We start from the raw sequence: 23,873 nt of genomic DNA on the forward strand, positions 1-23,873 counted from the left end.
GATATTAGGAGGGTTCTATGACTATCGATATTGCACAAAAGTTAATGCCAAATCTCTTGACGATGGCAGCTCAGCTTGGTGCTACATTCGTAATATATTTGATGTATAAAAAATATTTACACGAACCTGTTCAAGAATACTTAGAAAAACGTTCGGAATTAATTGAGAGCGAAGTAAAAGAAGCAGAAGCACTTAAGCTAGAATCAAAAAAACTTAAAGAAGAACAACGTCATGAGTATGTTGTCGCAATGGAGCGCCTAAAGAAAATTGAAGGCGATATGATGGCCGATGCTGAAGCAAAACGTAAAGATATTATTGCGTCTGCTCAAGTAGAAATCGATCGTCGAGAAGCTGCATTGCAAAAAGAATATGAATTAGAAAAGAAAAAACTTTATACAGAAGTTCAACAATACATGCTGCAAGTTGCGGTCGATGTAAACCGTAAGGTTTTACAAGATGCGGAACTCAACAATCTAAATATGATGGATGATCTTGCGAAGGAAATGAATGCTTATGATTATAAGCACTAAAGTCTACGCAGAGGCACTTTATCAAGTGGGTGTTGAAACAAGAAACCCCTTGGAATTCTATAACGCATTACAAACGTTTCAAGAATTTTTAAACGATGAAGAATTTTATCGTATTATGACGGCAACGTTCTTGGATCAAGATGCGTTGGAACCAGTATGGAGTGAATTGGGGAAAACATTTCCTCAGGAAGTTGTAAAATTTCTCAAGATGATTCAAGATGCGAAGTTGATGAGCGATTTTGATCGTATTGTACGAGAATATCGTGATTTCCTTGAAGAAGGTAAGCATCTCAATGTTGTTGAGGTTACAAGTCCAAATGTATTAAGTGAAAACGAAAAAGAACAATTAATGGCCAATTTAAAATTACGCTATGAAGGTGTTTTTGAGATTGACTATAATGTTGATGCTTCGTTGATTAAGGGTCTTGTGGTACGTGTCAACCATGATATTTATGACACAAGTATTAAAAGTAAATTAGATCGAATCTTAAACCAGGGAGGATTAGAGAATGAGTAACCAAACTGAAAACATCTTACAGATGTTAAAGGAAAAAATTAGTACTATCGAATTTGATGAAGCCAATGTAGATGTTGGTAAAGTCTTCAAAGTTGGTGATGGTATTGCCTTTGTGCGCGGTTTAGATCAAGTTCTATCTGGTGAGATGCTCCGTTTCAATGATGAAGTATTTGGTTTGGCACTAAACTTAGAAGAAAACCAAGTTGGGGTTGTACTTTTAGGTAACGACAAACTTGTAAAAGAGGGCGATGTTGTTTACCGTACAAACCATATTATTGAAGTTGGTGTTGGTGATGCACTTTTAGGACGTGTTGTTAATGCTTTAGGTCAACCAATTGATGGTCAAGGAGCCATTGAAACGGTTGATGTCCGTCCTATTGAACGTGTGGCACCTGGGGTTATGACGCGTAAATCTGTACACGAACCACTTCATACTGGAATTAAAGTCGTTGACTCAATGATTCCAATTGGTAAGGGACAACGTGAGTTAATTATTGGTGACCGTCAAACTGGAAAAACAAGTATTGCTTTAAACGCTATTTTGAATCAAAAAGGTCAAAATGTGAAATGTATCTATGTTGCGATTGGTCAAAAAGCATCAACGGTTGCAATGGTTGTTGAAAAACTTAAAGAACATGATGCACTGGATTATACAGTTGTTGTTTCAAGTACTGCAAGTGAATTAGCACCGCTACAATACCTTGCACCTTATACAGGATGTGCAATTGGAGAGCATTGGATGGATAATGGCGAAGATGTTCTTATTGTCTATGATGATTTATCCAAACATGCGGTTGCTTATCGAACCATTTCACTCCTCTTAAGAAGACCTGCAGGTCGTGAAGCGTATCCTGGAGATGTTTTCTATCTTCACTCACGCTTACTCGAACGTTCTGCAAAGCTTAATGAAAATTACGGCGGCGGTTCAATGACTGCGTTACCAATTATTGAAACGCAAGCAGGTGATATTTCAGCTTATATTCCTACAAACGTTATTTCAATTACGGATGGTCAGCTATTCTTAAACTTAGATGCATTCAACAGTGGGGTTCGTCCTGCTGTAGATAGCGGAATGTCTGTTTCACGTGTAGGTTCAGCAGCACAAACAAAAGCAATGAAACATGTAGCATCGTCACTAAAACTAGAACTTGCAACGTACCATGAATTATTGAGTTTTGCTCAATTTAGTTCAGACATTGATGAAGCAACTCAAAAAACGATTGACCATGGTCGTCGTTTAACAGAACTTCTAAAACAAGGTGCACTTACAAAGACACCACATGAGTTGATGATTATTAGTATGTTTTTAAATAAATATGGCTATCTTGACCAATTAGAGGTTAAGGAAGTTTTACCGTTTGAAAAACATTTACATGGTCGTTTTGTTCAAACACATACCGATGTGCTTGATCGCATTAAAAAGGACTATGTCCTTGATGATGCATTAATCGAAGACTTAAAAACAATTATCGATGAAGAAATAAGTGATTTTAAGGCGGCACATCATGCCTAATACTTCAGGTATAAAAAAACGTATTAAATCAATCTCTTCAACTCAAAAAATTACGAAGGCGATGAAACTTGTTTCTTTGAGTAAATTACAACGTTATCGTGATCAAATGAGTGAGTTCAAAGAATATTATGAAGCCGTAACTAAGGTTTCTGAACAATTTATTCATTTTGATGAAGCGATTATTGATGACACCCCGCGATTGTACCTTGTAGTCATGCCAGATTTAGGGTTGTGTTCTGCATATACCCAAGGTCTTGCACGTAAACTGTTAGAAGTTTATCGTGAGGAGGATATGGTTATCAGTCTTGGTGCCCAAGCTTATGAATTTTTAAAAACACGAGGTGTAAACATCATTAATCAAGAAGTTTCAAGCGAACGTATTGAACTTCACGATATTATTAAAACGATTAACCCGTATGTATCTACACATCAAATTGTCGCAATCATACCCGAGTATGAAAATGCGATGACCCTTGATTTTAAACTTCATATCTTGAATACGAAATCAAGCGGTCGTCGTGATGATGTCATCTATGAACCAAGCTTTGAAGAAGCATCGGAAATGATGATTAAACAATCATTGATGAGTCTCGTTAAATATACATATCTAACTTCAAAAGTTAGTGAACATACAACACGTCGGATTGCGATGGAAAAAGCAACTGATAGTGCTCAAGATATGATTGACGATCTTGGCCGCAAGTACAATCGTGTGCGTCAAGAAGCAATCACACAAGAAATATCAGAAATTGTTTCTGGAATGGAGGTTTCTTAGATGAAAGGTCGTATCGTACAAATTGTCGGTCCTGTTGTGGATGTTCGCTTTGATAAAGAGCACATGCCAAAACTATACAATGCATTAAAAGTAAAACATGAATCAATGGATGTTACCCTTGAGGTATCACAACACATTGGAAATGATTTAGCGCGTTGTATTTCTATGGGTCCTACAGATGGCTTATCGCGTGGCCTCGAAGTTGAGGATACAGGTTTTGCTATCAAAGTTCCGGTCGGAAAAGAAATTTTAGGCCGAATGTTTAATGTACTGGGAGAGCCAATCGATGAACAAACATTTAACACAGAAGGTGTTGAAATGCATGAAATTCACCGTGAAGCGCCACCCTTTAAAGATCAACAAACTACTAATACTGTGTTAGAAACAGGTATTAAGGTTATTGACTTACTTTGTCCGTACCCACAAGGAGGAAAAATTGGTCTCTTTGGTGGAGCGGGTGTTGGTAAGACGGTTTTAATGCAAGAATTAATTCATAACATCGCAATTGAACACAGTGGTCTTTCTGTTGTTGCGGGTGTTGGTGAACGGACACGTGAAGGGAATGACCTCTATCACGAAATGAAAGATGCGAAAGTTCTTGAAAATACAGTTCTTGTTTATGGTCAAATGAATGAGTCACCTGGAGCCCGGATGCGCGTTGCGTTGTCGGCTTTAACCATGGCTGAAAATTTCCGTGATCAAAACAAACAAGATGTTCTGCTTTTCATCGATAATATTTTCCGTTTTACTCAAGCAGGATCAGAGGTTTCCGCGCTACTTGGGCGTATGCCTTCTGCTGTTGGATACCAACCAACTCTTGCAACTGAAATGGGTCAATTACAAGAACGTATTACGTCGACAAAATCAGGATCGATTACATCGATTCAAGCAATTTATGTACCAGCGGATGACCTTACGGATCCAGCTGCTGCCATTACGTTTACGCACTTAGATGCAAAAACGGTATTGGATCGTAATATTGCAGCGCTTGGTATTTATCCAGCGGTTGATCCACTTGAATCAAGCAGTAATCTACTATCGGAAGATGTTGTAGGTGCAGAGCACGTTTACGTAGCAACTGAAGTTCAAAAAATCTTACAACGTTATAAAGATTTACAAGATATTATTGCAATTTTAGGTATGGATGAATTAAGTGAAGATGATAAGTTGACGGTTAACCGTGCGCGTAAAATCCGTAACTTCTTGTCCCAACCATTCTTTGTTGCGGAGACGTTCTCAGGAATTTCAGGGTCGTATGTGCCAATTGCTGACACAATCCGTAGCTTTAAAGCAATTTTAGATGGGGAAGTGGATCACTTACCAGAACAAGCATTCTTGTTCGCATCTACAATTGATGACGTTTACCGTAAGGCAGGCGTAACAAAAGAAAATGTTTAATCTAAAAATAGTTACACCAGAAGGAGCATATCGGAGTGTGGAGATTGATTCCATCACACTCCCAACTTCTGATGGGCAACGCACGGTGCTCCAAGAACATATGGCAATCGTATTGCCAATTGAAATTGGAATTATGTATACAAAATCGAAAGATGGAAGAGAAAATTTTGCAGTTTCGGAAGGGTTGTTCACATTTGAAGACAATCAAGGAACACTTTTGGTTTCTACAATTGAAAGTGAAGAAGAAATTGATTTCCATCGTGCTGAACAGGCACGAATTCGTGCCGAAAAGCGTCTAAATGAAAAGAAAGAGTATGAGGATGGACTTGATTTAAAACGAGCTCAGCTTGCTCTTATGCGTTCATTATCGAGGTTGAGGTTGAAAAAATGAAACGTAAATTTAAAAAACTTACAATTCCTCAATATATTGCACTTGGTTTCGCACTAACAATTTTTGTTGGTGCGACCTTGTTGTCTTTGCCAATATCGAGTCAAAGCGGTCATGCAACCAATTTTTTGGATGCATTATTTACGGCGACATCTGCAGTCTGCGTGACAGGTCAGGTTACACTCAATACCGCAGAACATTGGAACTATTTTGGAAAAACGGTGATCATTACTTTAATTGAAATTGGTGGACTTGGGTTCATGTCAATTATCGTGATGTTTTTTGTCTTTATAGGAAAACGTCTCAATCTGCGTCAACGTCTGATTGTTCGTGAAGCCATAAATACGGATAGTTTATCGGATGCGCAGTTTCTCATTCGTTATATCATTCGCTTTTCGCTCACAATTCAAGCAATTGGAGCATCCCTTTTGGCGATTGATTTTATTCCGAGATTTGGAATATTAAAAGGAATCTATTTCTCTGTTTTCCATAGTATATCCGCATTTTGTAATGCAGGATTTGATTTATTTGGCGACAGTTTGGAAGGGTTCACTCAAAATCCACTTGTAATCCTTACAATTGGTGGTCTTATAGTCGTGGGTGGCTTAGGGTTTATCGTCTGGCGCGATGTATTATCGTATCGACGAAATCGTCAATTACTTATGCATACCAAACTTACACTGATAACCACACTTTCCATATTAGGGGTAAGTTTTTTACTCTTTTGGTTAAGTGAGAGTCGCAATGGAACGTTTGCGGATTTACCATTCCATATGCAACTTATTAATTATCTCTTTATGGCGATTACCCCGCGTACGGCAGGTTATGCGAATGTTAACTATGCGACGGTTTCGTCAGTGGGTATTTTTGTTACAATTCTCTTAATGTTTATTGGTGCTTCAGCGGGTTCAACCGGTGGTGGTGTTAAAGTAACAACCGTTGCTACCATTGTGCTCTTTGTTCGTGCTAAATTAAGAGATGAACAAACACATTTTAAGAATCGATCCATCTCTCATGAAAAAGTAGAGAAGGCGCTCTTAATTGTATTTGCTGGGATTATTATGGTCTTACTTGCTTCACTCATCCTTCTGATTACAGAAACGATACCTGAGCGTTATGGTATTGAATACGTATTGGTAGAAGTATTCTCGTGTTTTGGAACTGTGGGTCTAACCATGGGCCTCACACCAAATCTTACAGTGATTGGTAAAATTGTATTAATCGTATTAATGTTTGCTGGGCGAATTGGATTATTAACATTCTTCCTCTCGTTTGGTGGCCGTGCAGAAAAGAAAGAACCGTTAATTCGTTACCCTGAAGGGAACGTCTTAATCGGATAAAGGAGCGAAATAATGACAAATAAAACTGTTGCTATCTTAGGGCTTGGATTATTTGGAGCATCGATTGCGAAAACATTAGCGCGACATAAAGTTGATGTTATTGCGATGGATTCGAAAATGGAACGTGTTGAAGAAGTAGCGAATTTAGTGGAGCATGCAGTCCAAGCAGACTTCACCAAACTTGAACAACTCGAAGCTGCAGATGTCGCAAATGCCGATATCGCAATTATTGCATCGGGAGAACGTTTGGAATCCACAATCCTTGGTGTCCTAAATCTCAAAAAATTGGGCTGTAAACATGTTATTGTGAAAACAAAAAATATGGATTACTATGAAGTTCTTAAAAAAGTAGGAGCCGATCGTGTTGTTTTACCGGAAGTTGAAATGGGAAAAAGACTTGCAAACGAAATTGCGAAACACAGTGTAATTGATGCCTTGCGCATTGATGATCGATACAATATTGTTGAGATTCATGCACTCTCATCATGGTATGGTAAAAGCATTAACGACTTAAATCTTCGTCAAGAATACGGTTTTAATATTCTTGGTATGAAATGTGATAATAATCAAGAGTTTCAAATTCTTGTGAGTCCAGCATACAAAGTACGCGAAGGTGATCTCTTCTTTGTATTGGTAGAAGAAAAAGATCTACAACGCTTTAATGATCTTGAAGATCATCATGAATAAGAAAAGGACAATCTTTTAAAAGATTGTCTTTCTTTTATCAAATCTCAACCGCACCACTTTCACTTTTATTAAAGTCTATCTCATAGGCCGTTTTGAAGTCAAATATTTTTCGCGGCATTGAGTTAATTTTGAAGCAAATATCATCAAGATATTGTTGCGCTATATCATACATTGATTTTCCTTTTGGTATAAACCTTCTAACGATTGCATTCGCTCGTTCATTGGTTCCACGTTGAAAAGAACAGTATGGATCACACTTATATAGTTTCACACCCAACCGCTTGGCTGTAATTCCTAATGTTTTAAATTCAAGTCCATTATCTACTGTTATCGATTTCGTGGTTATATTATTCTCTTCAATAAATTTTCGAATTAAGTTTGATGTGTAATAGTCATATCGATATTCTGCTTTAATAAGCCAGGTCATTCTTGAGCAGCGGTCTACAATGGATATAATCGCTGCAGATTCATGTTTCTTACCGATTATAGAGTCGATTTCGAGATGGCCAATCTCGTTACGTTCCTCAATGTATTTAGGTCTAAGGCTAATTGGAAGTACCGTTTTCTCTTCCAAGTTCCATCTCAAGTGATTCATCATTCCACTAATTCTCTTTTTACGTTTTCGACGTTTATAGCACATTCTATTTGGTTTTATATCAAGTTTACCTTGATTAATCCAGTTATAGACTTGCTGCGATGAAACACACGGTTTATATGGATGATATCGTTTATAGTTACTCAAGCATACTTCTACCCAATGAACTTTAGGATCATAGTGAGAATGCAGATATTCGATTAAGTGGGAATATTTTTCTCGAATATCAATCGTTCGTTTCTTATAGACATTATTTTTATATCTAGAAATCGTAGAATGAGATATATTGAGTTTACGTGCTGCCTTGCGCATAGAGTAGCCGATGCTTAATAGAATATCAATTTGGTCTTTCATTTTTTTATCTAATTGTTTATACTTCATATGGGAGCTCCTTTTAGTGAACCGCACCTCCTCATCTTTGTCCAAGATTCGGGGTGCGGTTCATAGTCGGGTGGGCTCCTTTTATTATACAAAAACAACCGCACCTTGGGTGGTGCGGTTGAGATTTGAATTTAGGAAACGCCTGGTACGGCGTTTTAAAATAATGTATGAATTGCGTTATATATACCGTTATCTAAAATATCGGTTGTGACATAGTCCGCTGCTTCTTTAACATGTTCAGGGGCATTACCCATGGCAACCCCAATTGCAGCCATTTCAAGCATGGTTAGATCATTGGCGGCATCGCCAAATGCGATCACCTCATCCCATGTTAAACCGAGACGATCTAAAACAATTCCAATTCCCGCGATTTTACCCGCACGGTTTGAATAAATATCATAGGCATCAGCATACGCTTTCGCATAATGTCCATCCGGACATAATGCTTTTGAAGCTTCAATAAGGGATTCATCACCCATTAAAAAGAGACCCATAGGGACTTCATCACCTTCTTCAATTGACTGCGCGTGTGTGTAGTCCACAAGAATGTCTTGTTTTTCACTGCCTTGCATATATACCGTTTGAAATATTTCAAGATTACGGTAGACACGCATATCATGTTGCATTTTCATAGCAAGGCCAATATCGTGGTGATTGCAGTAGTCAATGATTGCATTGACTTCACTGCGCACCATTGGCACATTAAAAATTACATCCTTATTATGATCATAAACACATGCACCATTAATGGTGACATAGTAATCCGGATTAATGGTTTCGTGGATATCATCATGAATGAAGTAAAAAGCACGTCCGGTTGCAATCATTACTTCGATTCCTTTCGCTTTAAGATCGTTAATTGCTTGAACTGCTGTTGATTCTATTTTGACTTTTCCGCGTTTGATGAGGGTATCATCAATGTCAAAAATCGCGAGTTTTATTTTTTTAGTTTCCATATTCATTATTTTAACACATTTCTCTTTCATATTAGCGTTCTTTTATGTATAATATACCATAAGTTTATGGAGGTAGATGAATATGATGAATGGTAAAGTAATTAAAGAAGCTTACACATTCGATGACTTGCTTTTAGTTCCTGCAAAGTCAGAAGTTGTGCCAGCTCAAGTTAAATTACAAACGCGTCTAACGGATAAAATTACACTGAACATCCCTATTGTTTCAGCTGCAATGGACACTGTTACTGAAGATGCCATGGCAATCATGCTTGCGAAATTGGGCGGTATGGGATTTGTGCATAAAAACATGCCAATTGAAGCGCAAGCGGCAATGATTAAAGCCGTTAAAGAAACTGAAGTTGAATCATCATTCGAGGATGCAAACATCGACCCACAAGGACGCCTACGTGTAGGTGCTGCAGTTGGCGTTGGCGAATCATCATTAGAACGTGTACGTGCACTTGTTGAAGCAGGTGTGGATATCGTTGCGGTTGATAGTGCTCATGGACACTCACAAGGTGTTATTGACACTGTGCGTATGATTCGTGCCGAATTCCCAGAATTAGATATTGTTGGTGGTAATATAGTTACTGCACAGGGAGCAACAGATCTAATCTATGCGGGTGCTAACGTTATTAAAGTTGGTGTTGGTCCTGGATCAATCTGTACAACACGTGTTGTAGCAGGTGTTGGGGTTCCCCAATTAACTGCTGTAAACGATGTTTACTCTGTAGCACGCCAATATGGTGTGGGTGTTATTGCCGACGGTGGGATTAAACTATCCGGAGATATTGCAAAGGCACTTGCAGCCGGTGGAAGTTGTGTTATGCTAGGTGGGTTACTTGCGGGTACTGAAGAAACACCTGGAGAAGTAATGGAAGTATTTGGTAAAAAGGTTAAAGGTTATGTTGGAATGGGATCATTAAGTGCGATGCAACGTGGTTCAAGTGATCGTTATTTCCAAGGTGGCGTTTCTGAATTGAAGAAGCTTGTACCAGAAGGTATTGAAGCGACGGTTCCTTTTAAAGGATCAATTCGTGATGTTATTTATCAAATGCTTGGTGGATTACGTTCTGGAATGGGTTACTGTGGTTGCGGAACGATTGAAGAAATGCACCAAAAAGCGCAGTTTGTGAAAATCACAGGCGCAGGACTTCGTGAAAGTCACCCTCACGATGTTGACAACGTGAAGGAGGCACCAAATTATCATGGCAAATAAGATTATTGTTTTAGACTTTGGGTCACAGTATAATCAGTTAATTGTTCGTCGTATTCGTGATTTAGGCGTATACAGTGAATTATTAGATAATGAGATTACAGCTGAAGAAATCCGCGCAGATAAAGATATCGCAGGTATCGTTTTATCCGGTGGACCCAACTCAGTGTATGCAGATAATGCATATCACATTGATCAAGAAATTTTTGAACTTGGATTACCAATTTTAGGTGTATGCTATGGTATGCAACTTATGGCACATCAAAATGGTGGTAAAGTTGAATCACATTCAAAACGTGAATACGGCTTAGCACCGATTGAAGTAAAACAAGACAACCCAATTACTCAAGGATTACCAGCATCATATAATGTTTGGATGAGCCATGGCGATCAAGTTAAAGCAGTTCCTGCTGGATTTGACGTATATGCTTCGTCAGAAAATACAGACATCGTTATGATGGGGAATGATGAAAAGAAACAATATGGAATCCAATTCCATACTGAAGTACGCAATACTGAAAACGGTATTGAAATGTTAGAAAACTTTGTATTCAACGTATGTAAAGCTGAAGCAGGATGGGATATGGAGCATTTTGTTGAAGAACAAACTGCAATCATCCGTGAAAAAGTAGGTAACGAACATGTTATCTGTGCGCTATCAGGTGGTGTTGACTCTGCTGTTGTTGCAGCACTTTTACACCATGCAATCGGTGATCAACTCACATGTATCTTTGTAGACCATGGTCTACTCCGTAAAGGGGAAGCAGACAGTGTAGTGGAAGTATTCCAAGATCACTTTAAGATGAATTTAATCAAAGTTGATGCACAACGTCGTTTCTTAGACAAACTTGCAGGCGTTGATGATCCTGAGAAAAAACGTAAAATTATCGGTAACGAATTTATTTACGTATTCGAAGATGAAACTAAAAAGCTTCGCGATGCGAAATGGTTAGCACAAGGAACTTTATATACTGATGTTATTGAATCAGGAACAAAGACCGCTCAAACAATTAAGTCACACCATAACGTTGGTGGATTACCCGAAGATATGGACTTCAAATTGATTGAGCCACTTGATACACTCTTCAAAGATGAAGTGCGTAAATTAGGACTTGTTCTTGGTTTACCAGAACATATCGTTCACCGTCAACCATTCCCAGGACCTGGAATCGCAATCCGTATTCTTGGTGCTGTCGATGAAGAAAAAATTAAAATTGTACAAGAGAGTGATTACATTCTCCGTGAAGAAATTGCGAAAGCCGGTCTTGACCGTGAAATCTGGCAATACTTTACCGTACTAACAAACTTAAGAAGTGTGGGTGTCATGGGTGATCAACGTACTTATGATTACACACTTGCAATCCGTGCCGCAACATCAATTGATGGAATGAGTGCAGACTTTGCACGTATCCCATGGGATATTCTCCAAAAAATCTCAGTTCGTATCGTAAATGAGGTTCAAGGAATTAACCGCATCGTCTATGATTGTACTTCAAAACCACCAGCAACAATTGAGTGGGAATAGTTTTAAACCTTATGAAACGCCCTATTAAATAGGGCGTTTTTTAATTTCATACGATATGTAGCAACCATTTTGCAACCTATAACTCTTATATAAGCGAATAAAGTTTGAATTTTATGATTTTTTAGAGGTTTTCATTTAATAAATTTGTGAGAGTGTCTGCAACCTTATGATTCGCATTTGAATAAAGATGTGAATAGGTATTAAGTGTTTCATCAACAGACGCGTGTCCTAATCTATTTCTAATTACTAATGCATTTTCACCAAGATTTATTAGTAGAGAAGCGTGTGAATCTCTTAATGCATGTGTTGTGATTCTGTGAACATTGTAGCCGGTCCAGATTGTGATATTGCTCCGTTGGAGTTTGTTAATGTGATCGATTCGCCTACTTTGAGTTTGACAGTAGTATTATTGAAAATGGCATGATCATTATGGCTGTTTACTTTACTCCAGATTGCCTGTTTTTCAGATTGGTAGTCAAAGACTTCAAATCTTCATGAACCATTAATATCAAGGTCATTTCGGATGGAGGCGATATACTCCCACAAGGCATTTTGGGTTACCACATAATCTTTGCCAGTTTTGGCGGTGTTATCGTATCCATGATAGATTATACGGGCAAAAGTTTCGCGCTCATCATGGGTAAAGTCAGAAACGGTATAGACATCACCATCTCCCCGTTATATTTCAGGTTCGATACAGAAGGCAAAAACACCATTTACATAGATAATGTTTGAGTTATGACCTGACTTTCGTTGACTGCCCAACCACGGCTATTTGCTGCTTCATAGTATCCAGTAGATATGACTCCCGATTGTTGAGTGGTTATGTGAATGGGGTAGCTTGTAGAAAGGCAGTGATGGTTAGCGTGAGAGTCATCAGTAGTGTAGTGAGTTTTCTATTCATTTTTTTTCATAGTGTTTCCTTTCATGGTTTAGTGAAGATAAAAAGAAGCCCTACAACTCGGACTTCCACGAATTGGATTATTCATTTACAAAATTTCCTTCTATTTTTTTATCGAATATAATTGACGATTATTCTATACATTTACAGAACATGATGAAAAATGTATAATTGTGTAAAGGCTTACAGAACATGACGTTTACAAGTTTGACAAAAGGGGAAAATCATGGAAACATTCTTTAGCATATATAAATTAGATATAGAATTTATATGGAAAGAGATAATTGGGAATAAATTAGAGAGAGTTAATTTGAACACTTTATGCGAATCAGTAATTAGAATTGTAAAATCAAAAGCGTTATCCGACACATATAATAATGATAATGTAATTGAAGATGAAAATGGTTCTGATTATCTGCTTCTATATACGAAGAAGAGCACCCCATCGAGGTTGGAGGCGGTAGAAAGTAATTTTCCGGAAATAGAATTAAATAGAAGAAACCTCGTTAATAAAAGTACCTCGTTCTTAATGTTATCGATAATTGGGGATAGTGTATATGCTACAACTGGAGGTTATGCAAGTTCTTATGTGAAGTATTTTATAATCCGAAATTTCGGATTAAACCTACTTACCAAGTTGTTTGAAGGAACTGATTCAGTGATACAGGAGTTAACAGAAAAACATATGGTTGGTGGTAGACAATCTTTCTCTGCAATAAACAGGGAATATACTGATTTTGAAAATGAAAAAGACTATTCAACTATTTTTAGAAAAATTGGAGCTAGAGCTAGTTTTAGTTTAAGTAAGAGATTGGATTTACTCGATAGTGACAGCAATGAGGATAGTTATAAACAATATAATATTATTTCTACAGATGCGCTCAATATTAGAAAAAGAATGACAGTATCTGAATATAAAAAAGTATTAAATATAATTGATGAAATATATGAGCCAGAGTCTAAATTTGCATTAAGCTACTTTGTATCATTGAGTAATTTTGGTGTATCCGCAACCAAAGCACTAGACTATATGTGTAACAAGATTTTAGATAACCCGGAAGATATTGAAGATATTCAGATAGTCGGGGATAATCATTTTGATTATTTGGGAGCAGAAAAGTGGGCAGTTTTTAATGATGATAATTTAGTTGATGAAAAAAATGATTCTGCTTTTACTTTTAAAGAGATATTTGACCTTTTTAAAGACAGGTATACAAGAGAAGAATTATCGCTAAATGCAATAAAAACATTTATGAAAAAATGGACCATTTCAGCTTATGGTAATGAACAAAAGATAGTTTTAGATAAGGAAAGAATTTTAGATTTAATTGATTTCAATTTTACGCATATTTTTGATCTTGATGGAGAAAAGTATGGTGTTGATAAAGCGTTGAATAGAGAATTGACTGTATATCTGAATTCTGGATCTTGGTATGTTCTGGATATTAATTATACCCGTTTTATCGATGAATCATTTACTGAATTAAATAACAAATATCGTGAAGAGGCAGAAAAATTATATTTAAAGTTTGACTTAAATAGGATATGCAGTAATGAAAGTGAATATAATGCATCATTTCTAAATGGAAATGCAGTTGAAAATGTTATTTGCGCTGATCAGATATACTTATCAAATATTGAAATTTGTGATCTATTAATCTTTGATGATGACGAAACATATCTTGTGTGTAATAAAAAGGAACCCTCAGGATCAGGTAGTAGAGATTTGCTTAATCAGATTCATTCATCTGTAAAAATGATCCAAAATCAACCAAAAAGACTAAGAGAATATTACAATCAATTAATTACTAAAGGTCGTTTGTCTCAAGATTATATTACTGAGGATGATTTTTGCAGGAAGATTTCTCAAGGAGTTTTTGTAAGTGCATATGTTTGTAGAGAACTAACAACTGATAATGAATCAATGTATGCTAAACTGTTGTCGGTACAGACATCAAACTTACTCTTTAAAGAGGGGAAAAAATTGATAGTAACTAGCCCAATAAGGTATATTTAGCCTTTGATAACTTAAATGAGTGATATCAAAAACTTTGAAATTTAGAAGAACAATGAGAACAAGAGGGGAGGATTTTCATTATGGAATTTTTGTTTAATAGTCGCGGGGAGCATATTGCAAACTTTGTTAATGGTCAACTACATGCTCCAAGTGGACGAAATGTGGGACATTATCTGTCTGAAGAAAAAATTTTCATTAATATGTCTGGACATTATTTAGGAGAAATTATATATGAAAACCGCTTAATGTATAAATTTAATTTACCGTATAGGTCGGTAAATTTTGGTAATTTTGGTAATTTTGGTAATTACGGAAATGTTGGTAATTATGGTAATCCAGGTAATTATGGTTCAATTGGTTTAATTAGTGGATACCGAAATATAGAACTTTAATGACTTAGTATGGATTCAATAGTTATTTAAAAATAATTAGTGATGTCAAAATGATGTCAAAAACTTTGAGAACTAAGAGATACATGAGATTTATGAGAAGTAAGACTTCATAATAGCCTTTAAAATGGGTCATTTGAGAATAACGACAAGCTTTAAGTCGTTGAGTGGGAATAGTTTTAAACCTTATGAAACGCCCTATTTAATAGGGCGTTTTTTAATTTCTTGCGATATGTAGCAACCTTTTGCAACCTATAGCTTTTATATAAGTGAATAAAGGTTAAATTTTATGCATTTTTTACATGTTTTCTTTTAGTAAATTTGTAAGAGTATCTGCAACCTGAACCGGCTACAATGTAATAGACAAATCTGTTAGTTAGTATAAAATAACAGAAAGAGGATATTATCATGGAAAAAAGAACAAGAAGAAAATTTACTGATGAATTTAAAACACAAATTGTGAAATTGTATCAAGGTGGAAGATCTGCAGGTGACCTTGCGCGCGATTACGATTTGAATGAACAGCTGGTGTACCGATGGGGAAAACAACAGACTACATCAGGATCTTTCAAAGCTGCTGTTAATAGAACTGACGAAGAAAATTAACTTATAAAGCTTCGAAAAGAAAACCAATAGTTAAAAATGGGAAATGACATTTTAAAGCAATCAGCGCTGATTATGGGACGAAAATAGAGATTATACGTAAGAATTCGGATAAATATTCAATTTCTTCAATGTGTAAATATCTAAATGTAGCAAGAAGAGCGATCTATTCATACAGGCCAAAGACAAAAGAAATCGATCAATTTGAAGATGAAGTTATTGATGTATTTTATAAGAGTCATTCGGTATATGGCAGTCGTAAAATTAGAGCTGACCTTCGAAGAAAAGGAATGAATACATCACGACGCAGGATATCAAGAATTATTAGAAAACATGAACTGGTGTCAGTTTATACTAAAAAGAAGTATAAAAATCATTCATCTGATGTCAACGAATCAAAAACTGAAAATTTAGTAAACCGAGATTTCAATGATAGAAGTAAGTTGCAGGTTGTTGTTGTCAGTGATTTGACTTATGTAAGAGTTGGGAATAACTGGAATTATATTTACATACTTTAAGACCTTCATGCGAGAGAAATAATTGGATCAATTTGTGGTGAAAGGAAAACGCCATCTCTTGTCTTGGATGCCTTTACGAAAGTAGACGGAAATCTATCTAATATAAAATATTTTCATACCGATAGAGGTTCAGAGTCCAAGAATTACAGCATTGATGAAATGCTTGGAGCATTTGAGATTACACGATCACTTAGTGCGAGGAGTACACCTTATGACAGTACAGTAGCGGAAGCCACATTCAAGATTATTAAAACCGAGTTTGTAAGGAAGCGATCATTTGAGAGTCTCGAGGAGTTAAAGGAAGAATTATCAACATACATTTATTGGTTCAATCACAAACGCATTCACTCGACTCTGGGTTATTTGAGCCCAGTCGAATACCAACAAAGACTAACTAGTGATTTTGTCTAAAAAAGTGTTACGATACCAACATATAAATTATTTATTATATATATTGATATGATAATATTAAATAGGGGGCTGCTATGAGGCTAAAAAAAATTCGTGAGTCAAGAGGATTCACTCAAGATCACATTGCGAGAAAACTTTGTGTTACAAGGCAAGCAATATCTAGGTGGAAAAATGAAAAAACACAACCAGATATACAATCTCTAGCCAAATTATCAGAGATATATAATTGTTCTATCGATGAGTTAGTGAAAGATGATACAGAAAATTTTATAGAAAGAATATCAGGAACAACAGATGTTTTCAATAAATTTATTACATGGGTTCCTATCATAGGAATAATCTATTTAATCTATTTCTTGATAGATGTTGAGATTCAGGTTAGTGATAAAATAAAGAAAATAATAATAATTAGAATTTCTATTAGTGTCATAATTGTTATGTTATTGTTAATTATTTATATAATTTTTTTTAAATAACTCAACTAGAAAATTAGGAAAGAAACACATTGTTGCTATTCAGGCACAGGTGTTTCTTTCTTTTTTATTGGACATAATGAATAATTTGTTCATAGGTTACTGAATTTGAAAAAAATGTTCTTTTAATAAAGTGAACAATGTTTTAAAAGATTAGAGTATTATTTTGTTCTAAGGAAAATGTGTCATGAAATCGTTCAAATTATTATAGATTTTCGAATAATATTGACAAGAAAATATTGGATATACTAAATCAGTAACTTGTAGTCAAATTCATATAAGAAGGAGGTGGTAAAGAATGAATTATTGAAGAATAAAATTAGAATTGAACATAAATTTAAAGCGTGTTTCCTATAGAGTCCGAACATAAATGAGAAATTATCGATGCTATTGTCAAATATAATATTATAGAGTAGTCCAATTAAACCTAAAAAGATTGATATATAGTTAACACGGCTGTTAGGGTAGAACGCGTGAATATATTTCTTAATTAGAACTTGATTGGAATATAGTTTGAAAATAGGAGGACACCGCTCTTAATAACATGAAGTTTAAAATTGCAAAAAACATTCCTATAATCTTCTTTTGATTTAGGAAACATAAAGTAAACCAGATATAGCTTAAGTCAACTATTGTTAAGCGGTTTCGGATTTAAGAAGAAATAAAGATAGTTTTTTATACGCAAAAAATTAATTGAGCGCAACAAAAATTTATGGTCTTATGAAATTTATTTTAATACGTAAAAAGAAAAAGAGAGAAAAATGAAAAAATTATTACTTGGATTTCTTGCGTTTACAATGACTTTAGGTATTCTAAATTATGGTACTTCAATTGGTGTATCTGCAGAGGAGAAAATTAATTCAGAAACCGAGTGTCTTGCGGTAGGTGATGATATTGCAAACAATGAAGGCTCAACATTTGTCGAGTCTAAATTATTAGATAATCTAGATATTGATCGATTAATTCACCAGACTGCTCAAGCAGTTGATAATTTAATGTCATCAGTTTTTGTAACTGATATGGACGGAAATCTAATATCAGTTGATGTAGATGAGTTAGAATTGAAATATGGTGTATCAGCAGAATCAATAGAACTTAAGAGAATTTTAAACCAAAGAAATACAACTTTACGATCTGACGTTATGAGTCTAGGTTTAGGATACCACTCTGGTAGATTTGCAAGTTGTTTTATAAAACAAATAGCTCGAAGTTTTGGCGTCTCATCCGCTATTTTTGTAGGTAAAGGTGAGCTTATCAATCTAGTTGGAAAAAATCATATTATCGAGCTGTTCAAAAAATGGCGCAAATAGCTGTAAATAAATTGGGAAAAAAAGCGGCGTTAAAACTCGTAAAGTTTGCCACTCCTGCTGGATGGTCGTTATCCGCAGGTAAAGTTGCTCTTTGGACTTACAGATGCACCGTTGAGTACGAACAATGGGCCTAACAATTCTAATGACACTTCAATGAATCGAAATCAATCATAATACTTAAAAAATAGTATTTCGTTAAGATTATTGATTAAAGATAACTTAATAAGATACTCTATTTACAGAGTAATTATCAATTATTAGAGTATCATTGCTTATATTAGAGGTGATTTTAGAGGAGGTAAATTAGTGAATAACAGTACAAAGTATACACTTTCATTTGTTCTTATTTTTTTAGGGTTAGCTATCGCTATTTTTGGAGGCAGTACCTTAGGCAGTTTTATAATTACAGATATAATCATTCATAAAATGTTAAATGTACAAGGTAATTTGGGGACATTGGATTTAGTTGTACGAATCACTTTGATAGTGGTTGGCTTCTTTATTTCTGGAATTGGTGCTGTTTTATTTAGAAAATTAAACAAGAATAAATGATAATCTAAGTTAGTTTGATTAACACATGTATAGTACGAACTTGAGAAAGTGGTGCTGTTGAAATTTGAAAATAGAGAAAGGAAGCCTGTTATGGGCTTCCTTTTGATTTGTTAATACATTGGCGGCATTTCAGGAGTGATTTGTTTCTCTTCAACTGACGATGCAACTGCAGCTTCTGTTGTTAGGAATAGGGATGCAATCGATGCAGCGTTAAGTAATGCATTGCGTGTTACGCGTGTAGGATCAAGGATTCCTGATTCTTGAAGGTTTTCCCATTGTCCTGATTTTGCGTTAAATCCAATATTCAACTCTGATTCAAGTTGTTTTGTAACGATTTCATCTCCATCAAATCCAGCATTTTCAGCTATTTGCCATAATGGTTTTAGGATTGATTCAAAGACGGTCTTAATACCTCTATTTTCATCTTGATTTTCTGAACTAAGGTTATCTTTTAAATCCATGTAGGCGCGAGTAAGGGCATATCCACCACCAAGCACGACACCTTCTGCAACCGCAGCTTTGGTTGCGTTGAGTGCATCTTCAATGCGTAGCTTTTTCTCTTTCATTTCGGATTCAGTTGCTGCTCCAACTTTAATCACAGCAACACCATTTGTAAGTTTCGCAAGACGTTCCTCAAGTTTTTTCTTATCAAAGTCGCTGCTTACATTGTTTATTTGAGAACGAATTTCGCTTGCACGTTCTTCAATGGCCTCTTTGGTTCCTGCTCCACCAATTAAGGTTGTTTCGTCCTTGCGGATGACTACTTTTGAAGCCGTTCCAAGTTGTTCGATTTCAGTTTCTTTGATGTTCATTCCAAGTTCTTTACTGATGAATGTAGCGCCTGTCGCAATCGCAATGTCTTCAAGCATCATTTTTTGATTGTCTCCAAATCCTGGTGCTTTTGTTGCAGCTACATTGAAGGTTCCACGGAGTTTATTGACTACAAGTGTTGAGACAACATCATTGTCAATATCCTCAGCAATAATAAAGAATGGTTTATTTTGTTGAACAATTTGTTCTAAGAGGGGAAGGATTTCTTGGATTGTTGAGATTTTATGATCTGTAACCAAGATATAAGGGTTTTCCATCTCAATTTCCATGGTCTCACGATCTGAAACCATATAAGGTGAAATATAACCTTTGTCATATTGAAGTCCTTCCACAACTTCTAATTCAGTCTCAAATGTATTGGATTCATCTACTGTAATGACACCATCATTTCCAACTTTCTTCATTGCTTCCGCAATGATTGCTCCGATTTCTTCGCTACCAGCACTGATTGAGGCAACGTTTGCGATATCGCTGCTTGTCTCAATTTTACTGCTGTTTTCAAGCAGGTAGTCAGCAATTGCCCGCGATGCTTTTTCAATACCAAGACGCATTAATACGGGATTTGCGCCACGATCAACATGCACTAATCCTTTATGAATCATTTCCTGTGCAAGTAATGTAGCGGTTGTTGTTCCATCTCCAGACACATCATTAGTCTTATTGGACACTTCATAAAGCAACTTTGCCCCCATGTTTTCAAAAGGGTTTTTAAGTTCAATTTCTTTAGCGATGGTTACACCGTCATTTGTGATAAGCGGTGAACCAAAACTACGCTCTAAGACAACATTACGTCCCTTAGGACCGAGCGTTACACTTACCGCATTAGCAAGTGTGTCCATTCCTTTTAAGAGTAAATCTCTTGAGTTTTGTCCATAACGTACATCTTTAGCCATTATTTATCATCCTCCACAATTGCAAGTACATCTTTCATGTCGATAATTAAATAATCTTTGTTTTGATAAGTTACATCTGTTGTTGCATATTTTTTATAGATGACACAATCCCCAACCTTTACATCCATGGGAAGTGTATTACCTTCTTTATCTTTCGTTCCATTTCCTACAGCAACAACGCGTGCCATAGAAGGTTTCTCTTTGGATTCCGGCAATAAGATTCCGCTTGCAGTAGCGGACTCTGCAAGAATCTCTTCTAACAAAATGCGGTCATACAATGGTTTAATCATGATGCGTTTCCTCCTTTATTTCGACCTCTGGCCCTCTATTGTTACGAGTGCCAACACCTATATTCTAGGATTGACTTCAAATTTTGTCAATCCCCATTTGTTAAATTATCAGGTCTCTTTACAAAGTAATCGTGAAAGATTGCAATGTAATCATATTGACTTGAAAATTATTAAACAAAGAATAAAATCAAAGTGAAAGGGGGGATATTTTGCGACGAAGTGTTAAGAACACAGTATCGACAATGCTGTTATTTGGACTGATGATTCTCTGCGCACAGGCAACCGCACTCGCCAAAGTAGGTTGGGAAAATGTCGGTTGGTCAGGCGCAAATTTTTTGTCGAAGGCATGTAACTCAAAAACTACCGTTTTTGATGAACCCAAATATTCATATATGTCGGCGACAGCAAAAATAGGATCAAAGCAAACTAAAAAACATGCTTACAGTCCAAGTCCATATACATCGGTTCATGCAGTTGCTTTTTCAGGATATAACGAAACGTGCTATACCTGGGGTAACGCATACTAATCGATGGAACTCCCTAATACACTAGGGAGTTATTATAAGGGGTGTTAAATATGAATAAAAAAAATTATTGACAATTTATCATGTGCTTTTATCACTGTATATGATTGTATGTACTTCGTTCTTTTTCAATCAATATGGTGATATAGCGAAAAATAATGTTTCCAACTTATCGAATCTCATTTATTTCATCAAAGACAATTTGTTCTTATTGGTTTTATTTTCGATTGTACTCATTTCAATTGTTTTGAATCTCTTTTATGTTTCAGAATATTGGATTTTTGTATCTAGAGAAATACTTAAAATTAAGCGTATTGTAGGTTTTACTTATTCAGAAATACTACGCTCTTTCACCTTAGATTATATGGTGCAACTCGTCGCAACGTTTATCTTCTCATCACTTCTGTCAGTCCCTTTTTTGAACTATTTTAAATTGCCGATTGGAATGCCGATTATCATAGCGGGAACGATCATGATTCTTGTGATGGGGTTGATCATCAATATTTGATTTTGGCGATGTTTAAGGGCATATAGGAAAAATAAAAGTGTTGGTCTTAATATCACCAAGAAAGTGGGTTTAGTATTTCAATTCTCGACCTCTTTGATGTTGTTGTTTGTATCGCTCATTCTTTTTGAGGATTTAAACCGGAAAGTATCACCTTATAAAAACTATGCTCAATTAGATTCAGCTTGGTCCGTGTCTGCTAAGTATCCGGAATCGCTTCAAGAAACCATGAAAATTGAAGAAAATCCTGAGCTCTATCGTGGTGATATCCTCAATAAACTCGCTACCACCTACGAAAAATACCACGATCATCTGATTGTGTTCTATCTTGATTCCCACTCATCAAATACACTTGGAAATCTTATATTCCTAAACGAAACGGCCTTAAAACTTAATAACATAAATACAGAATCCGTGAAACGGTATCAGAATACCGATACGATCCCAATCATTACAAGTAACTCCCGATACACTGTAGGGGATCAAATTCAATCAGAAGGGTTAAACTATGTCATTGCGGAAGTTGTTGAAAAGCCATTTACATTCCTTGGTCCCAGCGACTATACTGAACTCTCGTCTAAGGACTACCAAATTGCCTATTTTGATATCACAAATATTAATCAACATCTCCAATTAACCAACAGTAATTTTATAGATGAACTCTTTTTTATGAATCTTTCAGAAGATGAGGTGGAACGCATCAGGAATGATTTAAATGAACCGACATTTAAGTACCAAGTATCATCGATTAAGAGCACTCAAGAAGGATTCTATCATCAGAAAATATTGATGTTGGCGAGTTATTTCGGTGTGGGAATGATTAATATGATTTTTAGCTTATTTGGCTTGATTTGCGCGGTGTTTGTAGATATTCATTATCGCTCTCTAGATTTTGCTTTATATCAAGTTGTGGGATACTCGAAACAATATCTTATCCGTTCATATCTCAAATCGATATTTTGGCTTATCTTTATATCGACGTTGATTGGAATTGCTACGATGCACATTACCCTCGATTTAACGTGGACTGTGCTTGGCATTGGTATTTCAATCTTAATCGTACTCGTTACGCTATTAAGTCAATTTATCACAAAACGCATTACCGCAATTCAAATTTTAAATATTATTGGAGGAGAAAATGTCTGATACAATTTATACCATTAAATCACTTTCAAAAACGTATGGCGATCATGACGCGAAGGTACATGCTCTAAATAATGTAAATATTGAGATTAAACGCGGTGATTTTGTTGCCGTAACGGGATTATCTGGTTCTGGAAAAACGACATTTCTCAATACCCTTGCTGGTTTAATTGAAGATGCACAGGGAAGTGTCTTGTTTGAAGGGAAAAACATCCTTGATTGGAATGATGCTTTACGTGCTAACTATCGCAATCAATCCATTGGATACATTATGCAAAACTTTGGTTTAATTCCAACGATGACGGTGATGCAAAATGTATTACTGCCCGTAAAACGAATTCGAAAAGAACATCAAGAAAAAGCACGACAATTACTTGAAATGTTAAATATCAAAGATAAAAGGAATGCATATCCACATCAACTATCAGGGGGGCAAAAACAACGCGTCGCTATCGCAAGAGCACTGATTCAAAGTCCTAAGGTTATCCTTGCAGATGAACCTACAGGTGCATTGGATGTTGAGAATGCGCAGATGGTTATGCGTATTCTTAAAGCGATTCATGAACAAGGTGTCACCATCATTCTTGTTACCCATGCACAATCACTTGCAGTTACATGTCCAACCCAACTGATATTTCAAGATGGTTATCTCAAAGAAGTCCTTAAAACGTAAAAAGCCAAGTTTCCTTGGC

General features: G+C 36.0%; 24 protein-coding genes and 2 pseudogenes. 20 read left to right on the top strand and 6 right to left on the bottom strand.

What is annotated here, in order from left to right; all coding sequences use genetic code 11:
- Positions 1-17 precede the first annotated feature (17 nt).
- From EEI45_RS03735 to EEI45_RS03770, 8 genes are read left to right on the top strand one after another with little or no spacing between them, the layout of a single operon-like run.
- Complete coding sequence (locus EEI45_RS03735) at positions 18-530, top strand: F0F1 ATP synthase subunit B family protein (protein ID WP_125164199.1); 513 nt, start codon at positions 18-20, stop codon at positions 528-530.
- A complete protein-coding gene (atpH, locus tag EEI45_RS03740; RefSeq protein WP_125164200.1) occupies positions 508-1,047 on the top strand; it encodes an ATP synthase F1 subunit delta in 540 nt (179 codons plus the stop codon). Before EEI45_RS03735 ends, atpH begins: the two co-directional genes overlap by 23 nt.
- Positions 1,040-2,560 (top strand): F0F1 ATP synthase subunit alpha, encoded by a 1,521-nt coding sequence (atpA, locus tag EEI45_RS03745; RefSeq protein WP_125164201.1) that lies wholly within the window; start codon positions 1,040-1,042, stop codon positions 2,558-2,560. Before atpH ends, atpA begins: the two co-directional genes overlap by 8 nt.
- Positions 2,553-3,335, top strand: a complete 783-nt coding sequence (locus EEI45_RS03750) for a F0F1 ATP synthase subunit gamma (protein ID WP_125164202.1) — start codon at positions 2,553-2,555, stop codon at positions 3,333-3,335. The genes atpA and EEI45_RS03750 overlap by 8 nt, the downstream gene beginning before the upstream one ends.
- On the top strand, positions 3,336-4,733 hold the full coding sequence (gene atpD / locus EEI45_RS03755; protein WP_125164203.1) for a F0F1 ATP synthase subunit beta: 1,398 nt from the start codon (positions 3,336-3,338) through the stop codon (positions 4,731-4,733).
- On the top strand, positions 4,726-5,124 hold the full coding sequence (gene atpC / locus EEI45_RS03760) for an ATP synthase F1 subunit epsilon (protein ID WP_125164204.1): 399 nt from the start codon (positions 4,726-4,728) through the stop codon (positions 5,122-5,124). Before atpD ends, atpC begins: the two co-directional genes overlap by 8 nt.
- A complete protein-coding gene (locus tag EEI45_RS03765) occupies positions 5,121-6,461 on the top strand; it encodes a TrkH family potassium uptake protein (protein WP_125164205.1) in 1,341 nt (446 codons plus the stop codon). The genes atpC and EEI45_RS03765 overlap by 4 nt, the downstream gene beginning before the upstream one ends.
- A 12-nt stretch (positions 6,462-6,473) precedes the next feature.
- Positions 6,474-7,148 (top strand): potassium channel family protein, encoded by a 675-nt coding sequence (locus EEI45_RS03770; protein WP_125164206.1) that lies wholly within the window; start codon positions 6,474-6,476, stop codon positions 7,146-7,148.
- A 37-nt stretch (positions 7,149-7,185) separates the two neighbouring features.
- Here EEI45_RS03770 and EEI45_RS03775 read toward each other — a convergent pair whose 3' ends face one another.
- Together EEI45_RS03775 and EEI45_RS03780 are read right to left on the bottom strand one after the other, a co-directional pair.
- Positions 7,186-8,124 carry an IS30 family transposase gene (locus EEI45_RS03775; protein ID WP_125163807.1) on the bottom strand — a complete coding sequence of 313 codons (939 nt, stop codon included), beginning with the start codon at positions 8,122-8,124 and terminating at the stop codon, positions 7,186-7,188.
- A 155-nt stretch (positions 8,125-8,279) separates the two neighbouring features.
- A complete protein-coding gene (locus tag EEI45_RS03780) occupies positions 8,280-9,080 on the bottom strand; it encodes a Cof-type HAD-IIB family hydrolase (RefSeq protein ID WP_228410528.1) in 801 nt (266 codons plus the stop codon).
- An 82-nt stretch (positions 9,081-9,162) separates the two neighbouring features.
- Here EEI45_RS03780 and guaB point away from each other — a divergent pair, with 82 nt between their 5' ends.
- Together guaB and guaA are read left to right on the top strand one after the other, a co-directional pair.
- Positions 9,163-10,299 (top strand): IMP dehydrogenase, encoded by a 1,137-nt coding sequence (gene guaB / locus EEI45_RS03785; protein ID WP_200542865.1) that lies wholly within the window; start codon positions 9,163-9,165, stop codon positions 10,297-10,299.
- Positions 10,289-11,821, top strand: a complete 1,533-nt coding sequence (gene guaA, locus EEI45_RS03790; protein WP_125164209.1) for a glutamine-hydrolyzing GMP synthase — start codon at positions 10,289-10,291, stop codon at positions 11,819-11,821. Before guaB ends, guaA begins: the two co-directional genes overlap by 11 nt.
- 121 nt (positions 11,822-11,942) lie before the next feature.
- On the opposite strand, the gene EEI45_RS03795 is transcribed toward guaA, so the two are convergent.
- Together EEI45_RS03795 and EEI45_RS10070 are read right to left on the bottom strand one after the other, a co-directional pair.
- Entirely contained in the window at positions 11,943-12,200 is a 258-nt protein-coding gene (locus tag EEI45_RS03795) for a tyrosine-type recombinase/integrase (protein ID WP_125164908.1), read from the bottom strand.
- 113 nt (positions 12,201-12,313) lie between these two features.
- Positions 12,314-12,451 (bottom strand): annotated as a pseudogene (locus EEI45_RS10070) (Cys-Gln thioester bond-forming surface protein); the annotation flags it as partial.
- A gap of 497 nt (positions 12,452-12,948) precedes the next feature.
- Between EEI45_RS10070 and EEI45_RS03800 the strand changes: the two are divergent.
- From EEI45_RS03800 to EEI45_RS03825, 6 genes and pseudogenes are all read left to right on the top strand, one after another.
- A complete protein-coding gene (locus EEI45_RS03800) occupies positions 12,949-14,739 on the top strand; it encodes a TIGR04141 family sporadically distributed protein (RefSeq protein ID WP_125164210.1) in 1,791 nt (596 codons plus the stop codon).
- A gap of 80 nt (positions 14,740-14,819) precedes the next feature.
- Positions 14,820-15,131, top strand: coding sequence for a hypothetical protein (locus tag EEI45_RS03805; protein WP_125164211.1), 312 nt, complete (start codon positions 14,820-14,822; stop codon positions 15,129-15,131).
- A 399-nt stretch (positions 15,132-15,530) separates the two neighbouring features.
- Positions 15,531-16,660: pseudogene (locus tag EEI45_RS03810) on the top strand (IS3 family transposase).
- 74 nt (positions 16,661-16,734) lie between these two features.
- Complete coding sequence (locus EEI45_RS03815) at positions 16,735-17,136, top strand: helix-turn-helix domain-containing protein (RefSeq protein WP_125164212.1); 402 nt, start codon at positions 16,735-16,737, stop codon at positions 17,134-17,136.
- A 758-nt stretch (positions 17,137-17,894) separates the two neighbouring features.
- Entirely contained in the window at positions 17,895-18,443 is a 549-nt protein-coding gene (locus tag EEI45_RS03820) for a hypothetical protein (protein ID WP_125164213.1), read from the top strand.
- 306 nt (positions 18,444-18,749) lie between these two features.
- A complete protein-coding gene (locus EEI45_RS03825; RefSeq protein WP_125164214.1) occupies positions 18,750-18,995 on the top strand; it encodes a hypothetical protein in 246 nt (81 codons plus the stop codon).
- 110 nt (positions 18,996-19,105) lie between these two features.
- On the opposite strand, the gene groL is transcribed toward EEI45_RS03825, so the two are convergent.
- Together groL and EEI45_RS03835 are read right to left on the bottom strand one after the other, a co-directional pair.
- Complete coding sequence (groL, locus tag EEI45_RS03830) at positions 19,106-20,719, bottom strand: chaperonin GroEL (protein WP_125164215.1); 1,614 nt, start codon at positions 20,717-20,719, stop codon at positions 19,106-19,108.
- Complete coding sequence (locus EEI45_RS03835) at positions 20,719-21,009, bottom strand: co-chaperone GroES (RefSeq protein WP_123171202.1); 291 nt, start codon at positions 21,007-21,009, stop codon at positions 20,719-20,721. The genes groL and EEI45_RS03835 overlap by 1 nt, the downstream gene beginning before the upstream one ends.
- 209 nt (positions 21,010-21,218) lie before the next feature.
- On the opposite strand from EEI45_RS03835, the gene EEI45_RS03840 reads away from it, so the two are divergent.
- The 4 genes from EEI45_RS03840 to EEI45_RS03850 all read left to right on the top strand — a co-directional run bounded on the left by EEI45_RS03840 (position 21,219) and on the right by EEI45_RS03850 (position 23,854).
- Positions 21,219-21,536, top strand: a complete 318-nt coding sequence (locus EEI45_RS03840) for a hypothetical protein (RefSeq protein WP_228410529.1) — start codon at positions 21,219-21,221, stop codon at positions 21,534-21,536.
- Between the two features lie 67 nt (positions 21,537-21,603).
- Positions 21,604-22,041 (top strand): hypothetical protein, encoded by a 438-nt coding sequence (locus EEI45_RS09135; protein WP_228410530.1) that lies wholly within the window; start codon positions 21,604-21,606, stop codon positions 22,039-22,041.
- Positions 22,042-22,104: 63 nt separating this feature from the next.
- Complete coding sequence (locus tag EEI45_RS03845) at positions 22,105-23,184, top strand: ABC transporter permease family protein (RefSeq protein WP_228410531.1); 1,080 nt, start codon at positions 22,105-22,107, stop codon at positions 23,182-23,184.
- A complete protein-coding gene (locus tag EEI45_RS03850; protein ID WP_125164216.1) occupies positions 23,177-23,854 on the top strand; it encodes an ABC transporter ATP-binding protein in 678 nt (225 codons plus the stop codon). Before EEI45_RS03845 ends, EEI45_RS03850 begins: the two co-directional genes overlap by 8 nt.
- Positions 23,855-23,873: the final 19 nt, after the last annotated feature.

Origin of the sequence: Erysipelothrix piscisicarius (assembly GCF_003931795.1) — a bacterium.
GTDB lineage: Bacteria > Bacillota_I > Bacilli_A > Erysipelotrichales > Erysipelotrichaceae > Erysipelothrix > Erysipelothrix piscisicarius.

Bases quoted from the DNA above. Each gene is read 5' to 3' on its own strand.
- EEI45_RS03765 (WP_125164205.1), top strand. From the start codon at position 5,121: ATGAAACGTAAATTTAAAAAACTTACAATTCCTCAATATATTGCACTT.
- EEI45_RS03800 (WP_125164210.1), top strand. From the start codon at position 12,949: ATGGAAACATTCTTTAGCATATATAAATTAGATATAGAATTTATATGG.
- EEI45_RS03775 (WP_125163807.1), bottom strand. From the start codon at position 8,124: ATGAAGTATAAACAATTAGATAAAAAAATGAAAGACCAAATTGATATT.
- atpA (WP_125164201.1), top strand. From the start codon at position 1,040: ATGAGTAACCAAACTGAAAACATCTTACAGATGTTAAAGGAAAAAATT.
- guaB (WP_200542865.1), top strand. From the start codon at position 9,163: ATGATGAATGGTAAAGTAATTAAAGAAGCTTACACATTCGATGACTTG.
- EEI45_RS03805 (WP_125164211.1), top strand. From the start codon at position 14,820: ATGGAATTTTTGTTTAATAGTCGCGGGGAGCATATTGCAAACTTTGTT.
- EEI45_RS03815 (WP_125164212.1), top strand. From the start codon at position 16,735: ATGAGGCTAAAAAAAATTCGTGAGTCAAGAGGATTCACTCAAGATCAC.
- EEI45_RS03750 (WP_125164202.1), top strand. From the start codon at position 2,553: ATGCCTAATACTTCAGGTATAAAAAAACGTATTAAATCAATCTCTTCA.
- EEI45_RS03735 (WP_125164199.1), top strand. From the start codon at position 18: ATGACTATCGATATTGCACAAAAGTTAATGCCAAATCTCTTGACGATG.
- EEI45_RS03780 (WP_228410528.1), bottom strand. From the start codon at position 9,080: ATGGAAACTAAAAAAATAAAACTCGCGATTTTTGACATTGATGATACC.
- groL (WP_125164215.1), bottom strand. From the start codon at position 20,719: ATGGCTAAAGATGTACGTTATGGACAAAACTCAAGAGATTTACTCTTA.
- atpH (WP_125164200.1), top strand. From the start codon at position 508: ATGCTTATGATTATAAGCACTAAAGTCTACGCAGAGGCACTTTATCAA.
- EEI45_RS03820 (WP_125164213.1), top strand. From the start codon at position 17,895: ATGAAAAAATTATTACTTGGATTTCTTGCGTTTACAATGACTTTAGGT.
- atpC (WP_125164204.1), top strand. From the start codon at position 4,726: ATGTTTAATCTAAAAATAGTTACACCAGAAGGAGCATATCGGAGTGTG.
- EEI45_RS03770 (WP_125164206.1), top strand. From the start codon at position 6,474: ATGACAAATAAAACTGTTGCTATCTTAGGGCTTGGATTATTTGGAGCA.
- EEI45_RS03835 (WP_123171202.1), bottom strand. From the start codon at position 21,009: ATGATTAAACCATTGTATGACCGCATTTTGTTAGAAGAGATTCTTGCA.
- guaA (WP_125164209.1), top strand. From the start codon at position 10,289: ATGGCAAATAAGATTATTGTTTTAGACTTTGGGTCACAGTATAATCAG.
- EEI45_RS03850 (WP_125164216.1), top strand. From the start codon at position 23,177: ATGTCTGATACAATTTATACCATTAAATCACTTTCAAAAACGTATGGC.
- atpD (WP_125164203.1), top strand. From the start codon at position 3,336: ATGAAAGGTCGTATCGTACAAATTGTCGGTCCTGTTGTGGATGTTCGC.